This window comes from Streptomyces sp. NPDC046805, from assembly GCF_040645355.1.
GTDB lineage: Bacteria > Actinomycetota > Actinomycetes > Streptomycetales > Streptomycetaceae > Streptomyces.
This window is the reverse complement of record NZ_JBEYYC010000023.1, coordinates 1-13,832: the sequence shown is the minus strand read 5'-3', so window position 1 is coordinate 13,832 and position 13,832 is coordinate 1. Positions and strand designations below refer to the sequence as shown.

The 13,832-nt window shown below is 71.7% G+C and carries 18 protein-coding genes; 10 read left to right on the top strand and 8 right to left on the bottom strand.

Annotated features, from left to right (window positions below; translation table 11 throughout):
• The first annotated feature begins 217 nt into the window (after positions 1 to 217).
• Positions 218 to 568 (top strand): VOC family protein, encoded by a 351-nt coding sequence (locus ABZ910_RS23745; protein WP_361368554.1) that lies wholly within the window; start codon positions 218 to 220, stop codon positions 566 to 568.
• A 73-nt stretch (positions 569 to 641) separates the two neighbouring features.
• Positions 642 to 1,055: a MarR family transcriptional regulator gene (locus ABZ910_RS23740; RefSeq protein WP_361368551.1), complete on the top strand. Its 414-nt coding sequence runs from the start codon at positions 642 to 644 to the stop codon at positions 1,053 to 1,055.
• 59 nt (positions 1,056 to 1,114) lie between these two features.
• On the opposite strand, the gene ABZ910_RS23735 is transcribed toward ABZ910_RS23740, so the two are convergent.
• Positions 1,115 to 2,227, bottom strand: a complete 1,113-nt coding sequence (locus ABZ910_RS23735) for a hypothetical protein (RefSeq protein WP_361368548.1) — start codon at positions 2,225 to 2,227, stop codon at positions 1,115 to 1,117.
• Positions 2,228 to 2,270: 43 nt separating this feature from the next.
• Positions 2,271 to 2,678, bottom strand: a complete 408-nt coding sequence (locus ABZ910_RS23730) for an SseB family protein (RefSeq protein WP_361368546.1) — start codon at positions 2,676 to 2,678, stop codon at positions 2,271 to 2,273.
• A 305-nt stretch (positions 2,679 to 2,983) separates the two neighbouring features.
• On the opposite strand from ABZ910_RS23730, the gene ABZ910_RS23725 reads away from it, so the two are divergent.
• Positions 2,984 to 4,399, top strand: coding sequence for a family 2B encapsulin nanocompartment shell protein (locus ABZ910_RS23725; protein WP_361368543.1), 1,416 nt, complete (start codon positions 2,984 to 2,986; stop codon positions 4,397 to 4,399).
• A gap of 50 nt (positions 4,400 to 4,449) precedes the next feature.
• Here the strand turns inward: ABZ910_RS23725 and ABZ910_RS23720 are convergent, their stop codons facing one another.
• Entirely contained in the window at positions 4,450 to 5,427 is a 978-nt protein-coding gene (locus ABZ910_RS23720; protein WP_361368540.1) for a pyridoxal-phosphate dependent enzyme, read from the bottom strand.
• A gap of 60 nt (positions 5,428 to 5,487) precedes the next feature.
• Positions 5,488 to 5,928: an Lrp/AsnC family transcriptional regulator gene (locus ABZ910_RS23715; protein WP_361368537.1), complete on the bottom strand. Its 441-nt coding sequence runs from the start codon at positions 5,926 to 5,928 to the stop codon at positions 5,488 to 5,490.
• A gap of 79 nt (positions 5,929 to 6,007) precedes the next feature.
• On the opposite strand from ABZ910_RS23715, the gene ABZ910_RS23710 reads away from it, so the two are divergent.
• The 5 genes from ABZ910_RS23710 (at position 6,008) to ABZ910_RS23690 (ending at position 9,590) form a co-directional block, all read left to right on the top strand.
• Positions 6,008 to 6,703 carry an AzlC family ABC transporter permease gene (locus ABZ910_RS23710; protein ID WP_361368535.1) on the top strand — a complete coding sequence of 232 codons (696 nt, stop codon included), beginning with the start codon at positions 6,008 to 6,010 and terminating at the stop codon, positions 6,701 to 6,703.
• Entirely contained in the window at positions 6,696 to 7,022 is a 327-nt protein-coding gene (locus ABZ910_RS23705) for an AzlD domain-containing protein (RefSeq protein ID WP_361368532.1), read from the top strand. The genes ABZ910_RS23710 and ABZ910_RS23705 overlap by 8 nt, the downstream gene beginning before the upstream one ends.
• 34 nt (positions 7,023 to 7,056) lie before the next feature.
• A complete protein-coding gene (locus tag ABZ910_RS23700; RefSeq protein ID WP_361368531.1) occupies positions 7,057 to 7,854 on the top strand; it encodes a thioesterase family protein in 798 nt (265 codons plus the stop codon).
• Between the two features lie 94 nt (positions 7,855 to 7,948).
• Complete coding sequence (locus ABZ910_RS23695) at positions 7,949 to 8,215, top strand: DUF1876 domain-containing protein (protein ID WP_361368528.1); 267 nt, start codon at positions 7,949 to 7,951, stop codon at positions 8,213 to 8,215.
• Between the two features lie 61 nt (positions 8,216 to 8,276).
• Positions 8,277 to 9,590: a phosphoribosyltransferase family protein gene (locus ABZ910_RS23690; RefSeq protein ID WP_361368525.1), complete on the top strand. Its 1,314-nt coding sequence runs from the start codon at positions 8,277 to 8,279 to the stop codon at positions 9,588 to 9,590.
• A gap of 16 nt (positions 9,591 to 9,606) precedes the next feature.
• On the opposite strand, the gene ABZ910_RS23685 is transcribed toward ABZ910_RS23690, so the two are convergent.
• The 4 genes from ABZ910_RS23685 to ABZ910_RS23670 form a co-directional block, all read right to left on the bottom strand.
• A complete protein-coding gene (locus tag ABZ910_RS23685; RefSeq protein ID WP_361368522.1) occupies positions 9,607 to 10,236 on the bottom strand; it encodes a CBS domain-containing protein in 630 nt (209 codons plus the stop codon).
• A 108-nt stretch (positions 10,237 to 10,344) separates the two neighbouring features.
• The gene (locus tag ABZ910_RS23680) at positions 10,345 to 10,788 is read right to left on the bottom strand and encodes a universal stress protein (protein WP_361368519.1); all 444 of its coding nucleotides are present in this window, start codon (positions 10,786 to 10,788) and stop codon (positions 10,345 to 10,347) included.
• Between the two features lie 147 nt (positions 10,789 to 10,935).
• Positions 10,936 to 11,076 (bottom strand): hypothetical protein, encoded by a 141-nt coding sequence (locus tag ABZ910_RS23675; RefSeq protein WP_361368516.1) that lies wholly within the window; start codon positions 11,074 to 11,076, stop codon positions 10,936 to 10,938.
• 171 nt (positions 11,077 to 11,247) lie between these two features.
• Entirely contained in the window at positions 11,248 to 11,934 is a 687-nt protein-coding gene (locus ABZ910_RS23670; protein ID WP_361368513.1) for a TetR/AcrR family transcriptional regulator, read from the bottom strand.
• Between the two features lie 99 nt (positions 11,935 to 12,033).
• On the opposite strand from ABZ910_RS23670, the gene ABZ910_RS23665 reads away from it, so the two are divergent.
• Positions 12,034 to 13,620 carry a methylmalonyl-CoA mutase family protein gene (locus tag ABZ910_RS23665; protein ID WP_361368510.1) on the top strand — a complete coding sequence of 529 codons (1,587 nt, stop codon included), beginning with the start codon at positions 12,034 to 12,036 and terminating at the stop codon, positions 13,618 to 13,620.
• A 30-nt stretch (positions 13,621 to 13,650) separates the two neighbouring features.
• A partial coding sequence (locus ABZ910_RS23660) for a carboxyl transferase domain-containing protein (protein WP_361368507.1) occupies positions 13,651 to 13,832 on the top strand: 182 nt, incomplete at its 3' end.

Sequence of the window (13,832 nt, the reverse complement as noted above, 5' to 3'; positions counted from 1 at the left end):
CCGGCGTTCCCCCGCCCGCACCACCCCGGTCTCGTACGCGAGCACGACAGCCTGGGCGCGGTCGCGGAGGTGCTGCACGGCGAGTGAGGGCGGCCCAGGGAGCCCGGGCGGCGCAACCGGTCAGGATCGGAGAAGCCGCCCAGGGCTCCCCCGGCCTAGCGTGAAGGCACCGACCAACCAGTCGTCGGTATGAACATCGCGAGGGAGTCAGAACGCCATGACCGCAGGCCTCAAGACGATCATCTACCCCGTCAAGGATCTCGACCGGGCGAAGGCCCTGTTCGCCGCTCTGCTCGAAGCGGAGCCCTACGCGGACACGCCCTACTACGTCGGCTTCAAGGACGCCGGGCAGGACGTCGGGCTCGACCCGAACGGCCACGCCAAGGGCATGACCGGACCGGTGCCGTACTGGCACGTCTCCGACATCCGGGGCCGGCTCGCAGCGCTGCAGGAGGCGGGCGCCGAGGTGCTGCAGGACGTGCACGACGTCGGCGGCGGCAGGCTCATCGCCTCGGTGAAGGACACGGACGGCAACCTGGTCGGGCTGCTGCAGGACTCGGCGGCCTGAACCGCTTCCTGTCGCATGCACCCGCACTAGTTGCACACTCAATGATTGGCCGAATCGGTGTTACCGTGCCGGTATGGCAGTCAACACGGCCGAGGCCCGGCTCGAGGAGCGCTGGCGGGAGATCCTCTCGGTGCACGCGCGCACCATGTGCGAGATCGACCGGGCCCTGCACCCCCACGGCCTGGGTGCGAGCGACTTCGAGGTGCTGGACATCCTCGCCTCCGAGTCGCCCCGCGAGGGCGACCAGTGCCGGGTGCAGAACCTCGTGGGACGGGTCCATCTCAGCCAGAGCGCGCTGTCCCGGTTGATCGGGCGGCTGGAGAAGGACGGTCTGGTGGAGCGCTCGGTCTGTGCGGAGGACCGGCGCGGCGTGTGGGTCGCGCTCACCGCCAAGGGCCGCGACCTGCACACGGACGTACTGCCGCTGCAGCGCGCCGTGCTGAAGCGGATGCTGACGGGCCCGGTGGACCAGAGCCCTGTGGCGTGAGCCGACCCGGATAGCCGGATGGCGTGAGCCGACCCGCACGGCTGGACGGCGCGGGCCGGTTACCCCTGGGTGGGCGGCCGTTCCGGCTGGGAGCGGTCGGGGCGCCGGTCGACGGGGCGTGCGGGTGGGATGGGGGCCGCGGCGAAGTCGCGCGGGCCGGTCCACAGGGCGGGTACGGCGTCGCAGCGGCGGCACAGGTCATAGGCGAGCGCCTCGTAGTTGACCCGCCAGCCCAGGAAGTGCGGCCACGCCCCCTCGTTGGAGCGCTCGGCCCGGAAGCCCGCCGCGGCCATCATCGACACGGCCTCGTCGAATTCGGCGAACGTCAGCTGGATCGGGGCGTCCGGGGCCGGGTCGACGTCGAACGGGATGTGCAGCACCCGCGCGATGTCCCGCATCGCCGTGAACCCGGCGCGCAGCACCAGCCGGGCCTCCGCCGGGGCGGAGCGCGGCGCGAGCGCCAGGTGCAGGGCGGCCGCGTCCATCACGGCGACGAGTCCGACCAGCCAGCTCAGGTGGGGGCGAGGGGAGCGGAACGTCAGCAGGACCGGGTACGTGGAGTGGCTCTCGCCCATGTCCGCGGCGAGCCGTTCCCAGGAGCGGTACAGCTCGGGCAGCGCGACCTCGGTGTCGACCAGCCACTGCCGGGCCAGGAGCTCCGGACCCCAGGCGGGCTCGCCGGCCCGGGACTGGAGGAGGGTCACCTCCAACTCGCGGCGGTTGTAGGCGGCGTAGAGGGTGGGCAGATAGGCGATCTGCAGGGTGATGATGATGGGGCCCGTCGCGGCGGCGATGAAATCGACCACGGAGAGCTTCAGCCGCGCGCCGCTGGCGTAGCCGAGGGTGAACAGGCTCGAGCCCGCCTCCCGGAAGGAGGCGGCCCAGGACAGCGGGGACAGCCCGTACAGCAGGAGCCCGAACGCGAGCAGGGCTCCGCCGAGCCAGGTGACGAGCACCCCGATCAGCATCAGCGGGGCGAGCCAGGTCTGCGACCGGTCGACGGCCTCGTAGCCGCCCCGGAACGCGGTGAGTCGCAGCAGCCTGCGCAGGCCCCACCACAGGCGGTACACCAGCACGGAGTACATGCCGCGGGGCACGACCAGCGTGCGCAGGACGCTGGCGAGGACCAGTGCGAGCACGAGCCCCCCGGCCACGCCGGAGATCCATTCCATGCGGCCATTCTTATCCGCACGGCGGCCGGGGGAGGCGGCGCCCTCAGCCCGTCGGGCGGGCCAGCAGCGTGCGCACCCCGTGCGAGGTGAGCGTCAGGCCGTGGGCGGAGCTGCTGTCGATGGCGAGCGAGAGGTCGTCGTCCGGCCACTGCGAGGCGAGCGCGCCGAGCGGCACCAGGCGGTAGCGGGAGACGAAGGGCAGCACCTCGGTCATCGCCCCCTCGGAGGTGAACACGGGCACGACCGGATCCCCGTCGGGCTGTTCGAGGACGGGGAGCGCCAGCACCGCGGGGTCCGCCGCGGCCGCCTCATTGGCGTCGTCCGGCACGGGAACGAGCACGTCGCTGCTCGCCAGCGTGTCGAGCGCGGCCGGGTCCTCGGCGTTCACGGCCAGCGCGTCGAGCGCCCGCCGGGCCGGCGTCGGAAGGTTGTCGTGGGCGGGTGTCGACATGGCAGATCCCCTGGTAGCGGCATGTGTGCGGCCCGCGCGGGGCCCTCGGCCCCGGACACGGTCATGGTCGCGTACCCGAACGCGGCCGAAGGAAACACACCACTGTCCGCTCACGCCCCGGTCGGGTACCGCCATCCGGGTGAGAGCGGCGGAACCGGGGGTGGTGCGGGGGCAGTTCGCGGTGGGGCGTGCCTCGGCCGCCGTCCGAATTCATCACTCGTCGTGATCGGACGCGGGTAGCTCTAGGCACGGAGGGTGATGGCACGCAGTCGTGCCGTCACCGGTGCGACAGGAGAGAAGGCAGCATGTCGGTCGATACCGGTACGTCGCCCGCGGCGGGCGTCGAGGAACGGGAGCAGCAGAGCCTCGGTACGGCCGCGGCACGGAATCTCACGACGACGACCAAGTCCGAACCCCAGATGCGGGGCATCAGTTCACGGTGGCTGACGCGCATGCTGCCGTGGGTGGACGTGCCGGGCGGCACGTATCGCGTCAACCGGCGGCTGTCGTACCGGCTCGGCGACGGCCGGGTGACGTTCGTGCAGACCGGCGCGCAGGTCGGCGTGATCCCGGCGGAGCTGGCCGAACTGCCGTTGCTGCGCGGGTTCTCGGACGGTACGGCGCTGGCGGCACTGGCCGCGCGGTTCGAGCAGCGCGAGTACGCGCCGGGCCAGGTGATCGTGACGGCCGGCCGCCCGGCCGACCATGTGTTCCTCGTCGCGCACGGCAAGGTGGAGCGGATCGGCGAGGGCCCGTACGGCGACGAGGCGGTGGTCGGCCTGCTGGCCGACGGCGACGCGTTCGGCGGCCAGGTGCTCGCGGGCCCGGAGGGGACCTGGGAGTTCACGGCCCGCGCGGCGACCACCACCATCGTGCTGGCGCTGCCGTACGCGGCGTACCGGGAGGTGCTGGACCGGCACGACGACCTGCGCGCGCACATCCGGCTGGCCGGGCAGGACGGCCACCGTGCGGTCAACGATCGGGGTGAGGCCGAGATCGCGCTCAGTTCGGGGCACGTGGGCGAGCCCGACGTCCCGGGCACGTTCGTGGACTACGAGCCGCAGCCGCGCGAGTACGAACTGAGCGTCGCGCAGACCGTCCTGCGGATGCACACGCGCGTCGCCGACCTCTACAACCAGCCGATGAACCAGACCAAGGAGCAACTCCGGCTGACCGTGCAGGCGTTGCGCGAGCGCCAGGAGCACGAGCTGGTCAACAACCGGGAGTTCGGGCTGCTGCACAACGCCGCCTACGACCAGCGGATCTCCACGCGTTCCGGGCCGCCGACCCCCGACGACCTGGACGAGCTGCTGAGCATGCGGCGCGACACACGCTTCCTGTTCGCGCATCCCCGGGCGATCGCGGCGTTCGGCCGTGAGTGCAACAGGCGCGGCCTGTACTTCGGCAGCATCGATCTGAACGGCCACCATCTGCCGGCCTGGCGCGGTGTGCCGCTGCTGCCGTGCGGCAAGATCCCGGTCTCCGCGGCGCGTACGTCCTCGATCATCGCGATGCGCACCGGCGAGAACGACCAGGGCGTGATCGGCCTGCGCCAGACGGGACTCCCGGACGAGGTCGAGCCGGGCCTCAACGTCCGCTTCATGGGCATCAACGAACAGGCGGTGATCTCCTACCTGGTGAGCGCCTACTACTCGGCGGCGGTTCTGGTGCCGGACGCGCTCGGCATCCTGGAGAACGTGGAGGTCTCGCGCCGGGACTGAGCCCCTCGGTCGCGGCGCCACCCTCCGGCGTCTCCCGGCCCCGCGCCGCCTCAGCCCCCGACGAGCTCGGCGAACCGCTCGGCGCTGATGTTGCCGCCGGAGAGGACGACCCCGATCCTGCGCGGCGCCGGGCCCGCCGGGTCGATCCGGTGGGCCAGCAGAGCGGCCAGCCCGCTCGCGCCGCTGGGTTCGAGGACGATCTTCATGCGCTCGAAGGCGAACCGCATCGCGTCCCGGATCCGGTCGTCGCCGACCAGGGCGATGCCGTCCAGCAGCCGCCGGTTGATGGAGAAGGTGAGCTCTCCGGGGATGTCCGCGGCCTGGCCGTCGGCAATGGTGCGGGGCACGGGGATCGAGACCCGTCGGCCGGCCTCCAGCGACCGCAATGTGTCGTCACCGGCCTCCGGCTCGACACCGATGACCCGAATACCGGGCAGCAGTCCCTTGGCCGCCGTCGCGCTGCCGGCGATCAGCCCGCCGCCCCCGACCGGGACGACCAGAGTGTCCAAGTCACCGACCTCCTCGATGAGTTCGAGGGCCGCCGTGCCCTGTCCGGCGATGACGTGGGGGTGTTCGTACGGCGGTACGATCGCCAGCCCGCGGTCCGCGGCGAGCGTCTCCCCGATGGCGACCCGGTCGCCGGTGTAGCGGTCGTAGGTGACGATCTCCGCGCCGTAAGCGGCGGTTGCCTCGACCTTCGAGCGGGGCGCGTCCTGCGGCATCACGATCACGGCGGTGGTGCCGAGTTCACGGGCGGCCAGGGCGACGGCCTGGGCGTGGTTGCCGGAGGAGTAGGCGGCGATGCCCTTGGCGAGCTGCTCGGCGGACAGCCGGGAGACGGCGTTGTACGCGCCGCGGAACTTGAAGGCGCCGACGCGCTGGAAGTTCTCGCACTTGACGAAGACCTGGGCACCGGCCAGCTCGTCCAGGGTGCGCGAGCGCAGCACGGGGGTGCGGTGGGCAACTCCCTCGATCCGCGCCGCGGCGTCCTGGACGTCCTGCAGGGTGACGGGCCGGCTGTCGGGCATGTCGTACTCCGTTCCGAGCGTCTGTGTATCCGCGTGCGTGCCTGTCTGCGCGCCGAGATCCTACGGAGCCGTCTTGACGGTCTTCATGGTGAAGTGCGAAGTGACGTTCTTGATACGCGGGATGGTCATGACGTGCCCGCTGAGGAAGGCCTCGTAGCCCGCCAGGTCGGCCACGGCCACGCGGACGAAATAGTCGGGGCTGCCGAACAACCGGCGCAGCTCGACGACCTCTTCGGCCCGCGCCAGGGTCTCCTCGAAGCGCTCGACGGTCTCCGCGTCCTGCGCTTCGAGGCTGAGCTCGATGAGGACTTCGAAGGAGCGGCCCACGGAGGCGGGGTCGATGACGGCCCGGTAGCCGCGGATCACCCCGTCCGCCTCCAGCCGCTGAACGCGGCGCAGACACGGCCCGGTGGTGAGGCCGACGCGCTGCGCCAGCTGGACGTTGGTGAGCCGTCCGTCCCGCTCCAGCTCGGCAATGATTGCTCTGTCGATCGCATCCACGACAAAAGATTGCACCTTGGCGTGCGAGATGAGCAATATTCGCAACCACATGGCGCGGGTTCTCCGGGACCATGGAGGCGTGCGACAAGAAATTTCCCTGGGGATACGCGACTCCTGCTCGGCCGGCCTCGGAATCTTCCCGCTCGGCATCGCCCTCGGCCTGCTGGTCCTCCAGGCCGGGCTGCCCTGGTGGCTGGCGCCGGCCCTGTCCCTGTCCGCGTTCGCCGGGTCCCTGGAATTGCTGCTGGTGGGCATGGTGGCCGGTGTCACACCGCTCGCGGCGGTCGCGGTCACCGTCCTCATGGTCAACTTCCGGCATGTGTTCTACGCCTTCTCGTTCCCGCTCCACCTGGTCAGGCATCCGGTCGCGAAGGCGTACGCGGTCTACGCGATGATCGACGAGGCGTACGCCGTCAACACCTCGCTGCCGGAGTCACAACGCTCGGCGCCCCGGCTGCTGGCCATGCAGATCGCAAGCCAGACCTACTGGGTGGGCGGCGGTCTGGTCGGTGTCGCCGTCGGCGCGGCGTTGCCCGCACCGCTCAAGGGCCTCGAGTTCGCCCTGTGCGCCTTGTTCACGGTGCTCACCCTGGACGCGTTCCGCTCCCGTAAGGAGCTCCCCTCCGTCCTGCTCGCCGGGGCCAGTGTCACGGTGGCGCTCGTACTGACGCCGGGCGTCGCCCTGTTCACCGCGCTGCTGATGTTCGTCGGCCTGCTGCTGGCCCGGCACGCGCTCACTGCCCGCCGCCCCGCCGAGGAAACCGCCCATGCCTAGCACCTCGTACCTCGTCGCCGTCCTGGCGATCGTCTTCACCGTCACGCTCGCCCTGCGCGCCCTGCCGTTCACGGTGCTGCGCACGCTGCGCGGCTCGGCGCTGGTGCGGCAGTTGTCGGTGTGGATGCCCGTGGGCATCCTCGCGATCCTCGCCGTCACCGCGCTGCACGGCACGATCACCGCCGACCCGCCCGCCCTGGGGTACGCGTTGCTCGCGGTCGCCGTCACCATCGGCGTCCACCTGGCCCTCGGCCGCCGCACGATCCTGAGCGTGGGCCTGGGCACCGCCGTCTACGTCATCCTGCTCAACGTCCTGTGAACAGCCCTGCCAACACCTCTGGGAGTAACGTCAGTTGAACCACGGCAGCTACTACGAGCGCATCGACGACCACCGGTTCAAGCCCACCCCGCACACGGGCGGCGCCTGGAATCCCGACGAGCAGCACTTCAGCCCGCTCGGCGGGCTCGTCGTCCACGCCGTCGACCGGTATCTGGCGGGGCGGCCGGACACGGGGCTGGTGCCGGCCCGGATCAGTTTCGACATCCTCGGGCGCCTCGCGCTCGACGAGTGCGAGATCCGGGTCGAGACGCTGCGGCCCGGCCGCACCATCGAGCTGCTCGAAGCCGTCGTCCTCATCGCCGGCCGCCCGGTGGTGCGGGCCCGCGTCTGGCTCCTGGCCATGCTGGACACCACGGCCGTCGCCGGCGGCCCCGACGACCGCCTCCCCGCCCCCGAGACGCTCGGCCGGTGGCGGCTGAACGACGTGTGGCCCGGCGGCTACATCGCCTCCCTCGACCTCCGCCCGGTCGCCCCGCCGCTGCCGGGTCGCACGACCGCCTGGGTCGCCACGCCGCTCGCTCTGGTCGCGGACGAGCCGTGCAGCCCGCTGGCCTCCTACGTCGCCCTCGTCGACACCGCCAACGGCATCGCCGTACGTCAGCCGCCCGGCGCCTGGATGTTCCCCAACGTGGACCTGACCGTCCACCTGCACCGCCGGCCCGAGGGCCGCTGGACCGGCCTGGACACCACCGTCACGTTCGGTCCCACCGGCCACGGCCTGACCAGCACCGTCCTGCACGATCTCCACGGCCCCGTCGGCCACGCCCAGCAGATCCTCACGGTCCGGCCCCTGCCGGGCACGGACGGCTGACGGCGTTCGACGACGGGCCGGGCAGAGCCGTTCGCCGCTGGACCCGGCCCGCGGACAGGCGCAGCCTGAGAAGGGGAAGGGCCCGCCCACGGAGGTGATCACGGTGGAAGCCAAGCAGTGGACCGTGCAGATCTACATCACCGAGGAAGGCGACGACACGCATGCGCGTGCCGTGCTGAGCCCCGGCGAGACGTCACAGGTCACCGGTCGCGGTGTCGCCCGGCGCAACCCGATCGACCGGCCGATCCCGGAGATCGGCGACGAGCTCGCCGCCAGCCGGGCGCTGGAGGACCTCGCCTCCCGGCTGCACGACGTGGCCACCGACGACATCGTCCAGATGGCCGGTCCGGTCCACCGGTGACGGCGCCCCCGAGGGCTCGGCGGCACTGCCGGGCCCGGGACGGCCCGAGGAGGTGTGCCGTATGCGATTCGAGGACCGTACGGACGCCGGGCGCCGCCTGGCCCGGCGCCTGGAGCAGCTGCGCGGCGAGGACGTGGTGGTGCTCGGGCTGCCGCGGGGCGGGATTCCGGTGGCGTACGAGGTGGCCGAGGCGTTGGAGGCACCGCTGGACGTGCTCGTGGTGCGCAAGCTGGGGGTGCCGTGGCAGCCCGAGTTGGGGTTCGGCGCGATCGGCGAGCTGGGAGTTCGCGTGCTCAACGAGGACGTGATCCGGGACGCCGGGCTCACACCCGCCCAGCTGGCGGCCGTCGAGGAGTCCGAACGGTCCGAGCTGGAGCGGCGGCTGCGCCGGTACCGCGCCGGTCGCGACTCCGTACCGCTGGCCGGGCGGACGGCCTTGATCGTGGACGACGGACTGGCCACCGGTGCCACGGCCGAGGCCGCCTGCCGTGTCGTACGCGACCAGGGCGCGGCCCGCGTCGTGCTCGCGGTGCCCGTCGGACCGGAGCGCACGCTCCCGCATCTGCGGGAGGTGGCCGACGAGGTGGTGTGCCTGCACTCCCCGCACTACCTGGGCTCGGTCGGCGCCTGGTACCGCGACTTCGAGCAGACCGACGACGAGGAGGTGGCCGAGCTGCTCGGCAGCAGCATGCACGCCACCGCCGTCGAACAGCCCCCGCCGAACCGCGAGGTCGAGGTCCCGGCCGGCCGGGCACGCCTGGTGGCACGGTTCGTCCTGCCCGAAGGGGCCCGGGGCGTGGTGGCCTTCGCGCACGGCAGCGGAAGCAGCCGCAACAGCCCCCGCAACCGGTACGTCGCGGGCGTCCTGAACCGCGCAGGGCTGGGCACCCTGCTGCTCGACCTGCTCACCGTGGAGGAGGAGCGCGACCGGTACAACGTGTTCGACATCGACCTGCTGGCCGACCGGCTGCGGGAGGCGTCCGCGTGGCTGCGCCGGGAAACCGCTCTGCCCGTCGGGTACTTCGGCGCGAGCACAGGCGCCGGCGCGGCGCTGGAGGCCGCCGCCGACGACCCGGACATCGGCGCCGTCGTCTCGCGCGGCGGCCGCCCCGACCTCGCCTCGCCGGCCGCGCTGGCCCGTGTGGAAGCCCCGACGCTACTGATCGTCGGCGGCGACGACATCCGGGTGCTGAGCCTCAACCGGCTCGCCGCCGACCAGATGCGCTGCGAACACCGGATCGCCGTCGTCCCCGGCGCGGGGCACCTGTTCGCCGAGCCCGGCACCCTGGCGACCGTCGCCTCCCTGGCCCGCGACTGGTTCACCGCCCACCTGGTACGCCCCGACGCCGGCGAACCGCCGCTGCGGTCGGCGTGACCGGCCGCGCGCCGGGTCACCGCGATGTCGTCGTGTGTGCGGCGCGGTGCTCGTTGTCGTCGAGGTCGAAGCCGAGATGCCCGGTCACGTCGACCACGCCGTCGACGCCTTCGCACAGTCGCACGACGACCGGGACGAGGCTCCGGCGGCGGACGCGGCCGCTCAGCGTCACCTTGCCGTCGGTGACGTCGACGGTCAGTGCCGAGGGCGGCAGGCCGAGCGTCCGGCCGACGACGTCCTCGCGGATCTCCTCCTGGATCGCCTGGTCCCGGCGGAGGAAGAGCTGGAGCAGATCGCTGCGGCTGATCACACCGATCAGCCGGCCCGTGCCGTCGATGACGGGCAGGCGCTTGATCTTGTGCCGCTCCATCGTCCGGGCGGCGCGGACCGCGTTCCACTCCGGCTGCGCGACCACGGCGGGGCTGGTCATGAGGTCCCCGGCGCTGCTGCCGGGCCCGGCGGACGGCCGCCGGTGCAGCAGGTCCGCCTCGGACACGACCCCGACCGGCCGCCCTTGGTCGTCGACCACCGGTACGGCGGTGATGCCGTACTCGACGAGCAGGGGCGCGATCTCCTCGGACGGCGTGCCCGTGCGCACGCTGACGGCCGTGGGCGTCATCAGGTCACTCACGCTGCGGTGTCTCATGGCCGGCGGCCTCCTCTCCGTCCCCTCGTCGCATCGTCATGTCGTTATGTCGTCACGTCGTACGGACCACGTCTTACCGACTTCCCGAGTCTTCGCCGGCCGGAACGCTCACACCGGCCGCCCGCGCACGATCACGACGGGACAGCTCGCGTGCTGCGCCACATGCTGGCTGACGGATCCCAGCAGGGCGCGGCCGAACCCGCCCCGCCCATGGCTGCCGACGACCAGGGCCTCGGCCCCCTCCCCCGCTCTGAGCAGCACGTCGACGGGATGGCCGCGCACCAGCAGCGCCCTGACGGGAACGGCCGGCTCGGCACCGAGCACGTCCTCCAGTTCCCGGGTGAGCCGCCGCCGGGCCTCCCCCTCGTCGAAGTCGGTGTCCACGGGCGGAGCCGACCAGCCCTCCTGCCCCGGCACCTCCCACACGCCGACCGCGTCCACACCCCCGCCGATGAGACCGGCGTAGCGAACGGCCCAGCGCAGTGCCGCGTGCGAGGACGGCGACCCGTCGACGCCCACCACGACCCGCGGGCCCGAGACATCCGTGTCCATGCGTCCACCTCTCCTACGGCGCTCTCGCCCGCCTCGCCCGTCGCCCTCTCCCCTCCACGCTGCGCGACTCTTCGCCGTCCCGCCAGCAATGAGCATCCGACGGCATGGCATACGGGTGGCTCGGGGCTGCCGGAAAGGCTCAGGACGTCAGGACTCCGCGGCGGCCCGCAGCGTGCGGGTCAGGTTCCGGTGGACGTGCCCGAGCACGGTGGCGGTCACGATGAGGATGACGTCGAGGATGGCGAGTGAGGCGAGCGGTGGCACCCAGACGGCGGCGAAGCCCGCCACGACGCAGACGGCGCCGGCGACGAGGCGCTGGGTTCAGGCTCCGTGGGCGGTGGTGCGGAAGAACCACGCCGTGGCGGCGTCTCGGCGCTGGTCGAGCTTCTGGTGGTGTGACGACTGGCGGAGCGACACCTCTGACGACCGCTGAACGCCGTGCGTGGCCACGCACGGCGTTCAGTGCGCGGATCCGCCCTCGACGAGCCGTTTCAGCGAGGGCAGCAGTGCGTCGAGGTCCTGCCCGGTCCGGAAGGCGACGACGGTCGTGCCGCCGTCGTCGGTCCGCCCGTGGGTGGCGGGCGCCGGGAACAGGGCGAGCACCTCACCCATCGCGTCGTCCATCTCCGCCACGGCGTCGGAGGACTCGCCCCGGAGCCAGCGGCGCAGCACGTGGTTGTGGGCGGCGACGACGGACGCCGCCATGAGCTCGGCCCGCAGCGACGCCGACTCCGTGGGATCGCCCATCCAGTCGGCGATGAACTCGCGGAACAGCCGCTGGTACCGCGCCACACTGGCGATCTCCCGGTCGCGCAGGACGGACACCTTGCTGGTCAGCGCGTAGCGGCGGCGCGCGAGGTCGCCCTCCTCGATGTAGTGCAGCAGCACCAGGCGGACCGCATCCGAGACGGCGACCAGGGCGGTGCTGTGACTGGAGGTCGCCAGCCGGTCCCGGATCAGGTCGAGGAGCCGGTCGTGGTCGGGGAAGATCACCGCTTCCTTGGACCCGTAGTGCCGGAAGAACGTCGTACGCCCCACCCCGGCCCGTTCGGCGATGTCCTCGACGGTGGTCTGCTCGTATCCGCGTTCGTCGAAGAGGGCGAAGGCGGCGTCGGCGAGTCGGATCCGCGCGGGTGGCTTGCTCATGAGTGCCCATCCTTCCCTGTCTCAGCCCCCGGAGACCACTTGCCCCGCACTGCGGTACTGAGTACCGTCAAATATAGATCCAGTACCAGGGAGGTCCGCATGGGTTCCGCGGCACAGAGCGAGTCCGGTCTGCCGATCCGGCCGCTCTACGACGGCTGGGCACTGGCGGACTTCGACGCGGACGCCAAGCTGGGCGCCCCGGGCGCGTTCCCGTTCACGCGGGGTGTGTATCCGTCGATGTACACCGGCCGCCCCTGGACGATGCGCCAGTACGCCGGCTTCGGCACGGCGAAGGAGTCCAACGAGCGCTACCACGAACTGGTCGGCGCGGGGACGGGCGGCCTGAGCGTGGCCTTCGACCTGCCGACGCAGATGGGCCACGACTCCGACGAAGCCGTGGCCCGGGGCGAGGTGGGCAAGGTCGGCGTGGCGATCGACTCGATCGAGGACATGCGGACCCTGTTCCAGGGGCTGCCGCTGGACAAGGTGTCGACGTCGATGACGATCAACGCCCCCGCCTCGACACTGCTGTTGCTCTACCAGCTCGTGGCGGCCGAACAGGGCGTCGCCGGTGGGCAGTTGACCGGCACGATCCAGAACGACGTACTCAAGGAGTACATCGCCCGCGGCACCTACATCTTCCCGCCCCAGCAGTCCCTGCGGCTGATCAGCGACACCTTCGCCTACTGCCACCGGGAACTGCCACGCTGGAACACGATCTCCATCTCCGGCTACCACATGGCGGAGGCTGGGGCCACGCCCGCGCAGGAGATCGCCTTCACCCTGGCCAACGCGAAGGAGTACGTGCGCGCCGCGATCGCCGCGGGCCTGGACGTCGACGACTTCGCGCCGCGGCTGTCGTTCTTCTTCGTCGCCCGGACGACGCTGCTGGAGGAGATCGCCAAGTTCCGTGCGGCGCGCCGCATCTGGGCACGCGTGATGCGAGACGAGTTCAAGGCCAGGAATCCCAAGTCCCAGATGCTGCGCTTCCACACGCAGACCGCGGGGGTGCAGCTCACCGCGCAGCAGCCCGAGGTCAATCTGGTCCGGGTCGCCCTGCAGGGCCTGGGCGCGGTTCTCGGCGGTACCCAGTCCCTGCACACCAACTCCTACGACGAGGCCATCGCGCTGCCCACTCAGAAGGCGGCGCGGCTGGCACTGCGTACCCAGCAGGTCATCGCCTACGAGACCGACGTGACCAAGACCGTGGACCCCTTCGCCGGGTCGTACGTCATGGAGTCCATGACCGATGACGTCGAGGCGGCCGCCCTGGAGCTGATGCAGGCCGTCGAGGACCGTGGTGGTGCGGTCGCCGCCATCGAGCAGGGCTTCCAGAAGTCCGAGATCGAGAAGTCCGCGTACCGGATCGCGCTGGAGATCGACCAGCGGGAGCGGACCGTGGTCGGGGTCAACAGCTACGCCCTCGACGAGGAAGAGCCGTACGAACCGCTGCGGGTGGACCCGCAGATCGAGATCGCCCAGCGCGAACGCCTCGCCGCCCTGCGCGAGGAGCGCGACGACGGCGCCGTCGAGCGCGCCCTGGACGCCCTGCGCGGCGCCGCGCGGGGCACCGACAACGTCCTGCCCCCGATGCGCGAGGCCCTCCGGGCGCGCGCCACGGTCGGCGAGGTCTCCCACGCCCTACGCGACGTGTGGGGCGTGTACGTCCCCCACGACACCTTCTGACCAGCGACCCACCGGGTGGAGCAGAAACCAGTGAACGACATCGACATTCACACGACCGCGGGGAAGCTCGCGGATCTCCAGCGCCGTATCCAGGAAGCGACGCACGCCGGGTCGCAGCGAGCCGTCGAAAAGCAGCACGCCAAGGGCAAGTTGACGGCCCGTGAACGCATCGAGCTGCTGATGGACGAGGAATCGTTCGTCGAACTCGACGA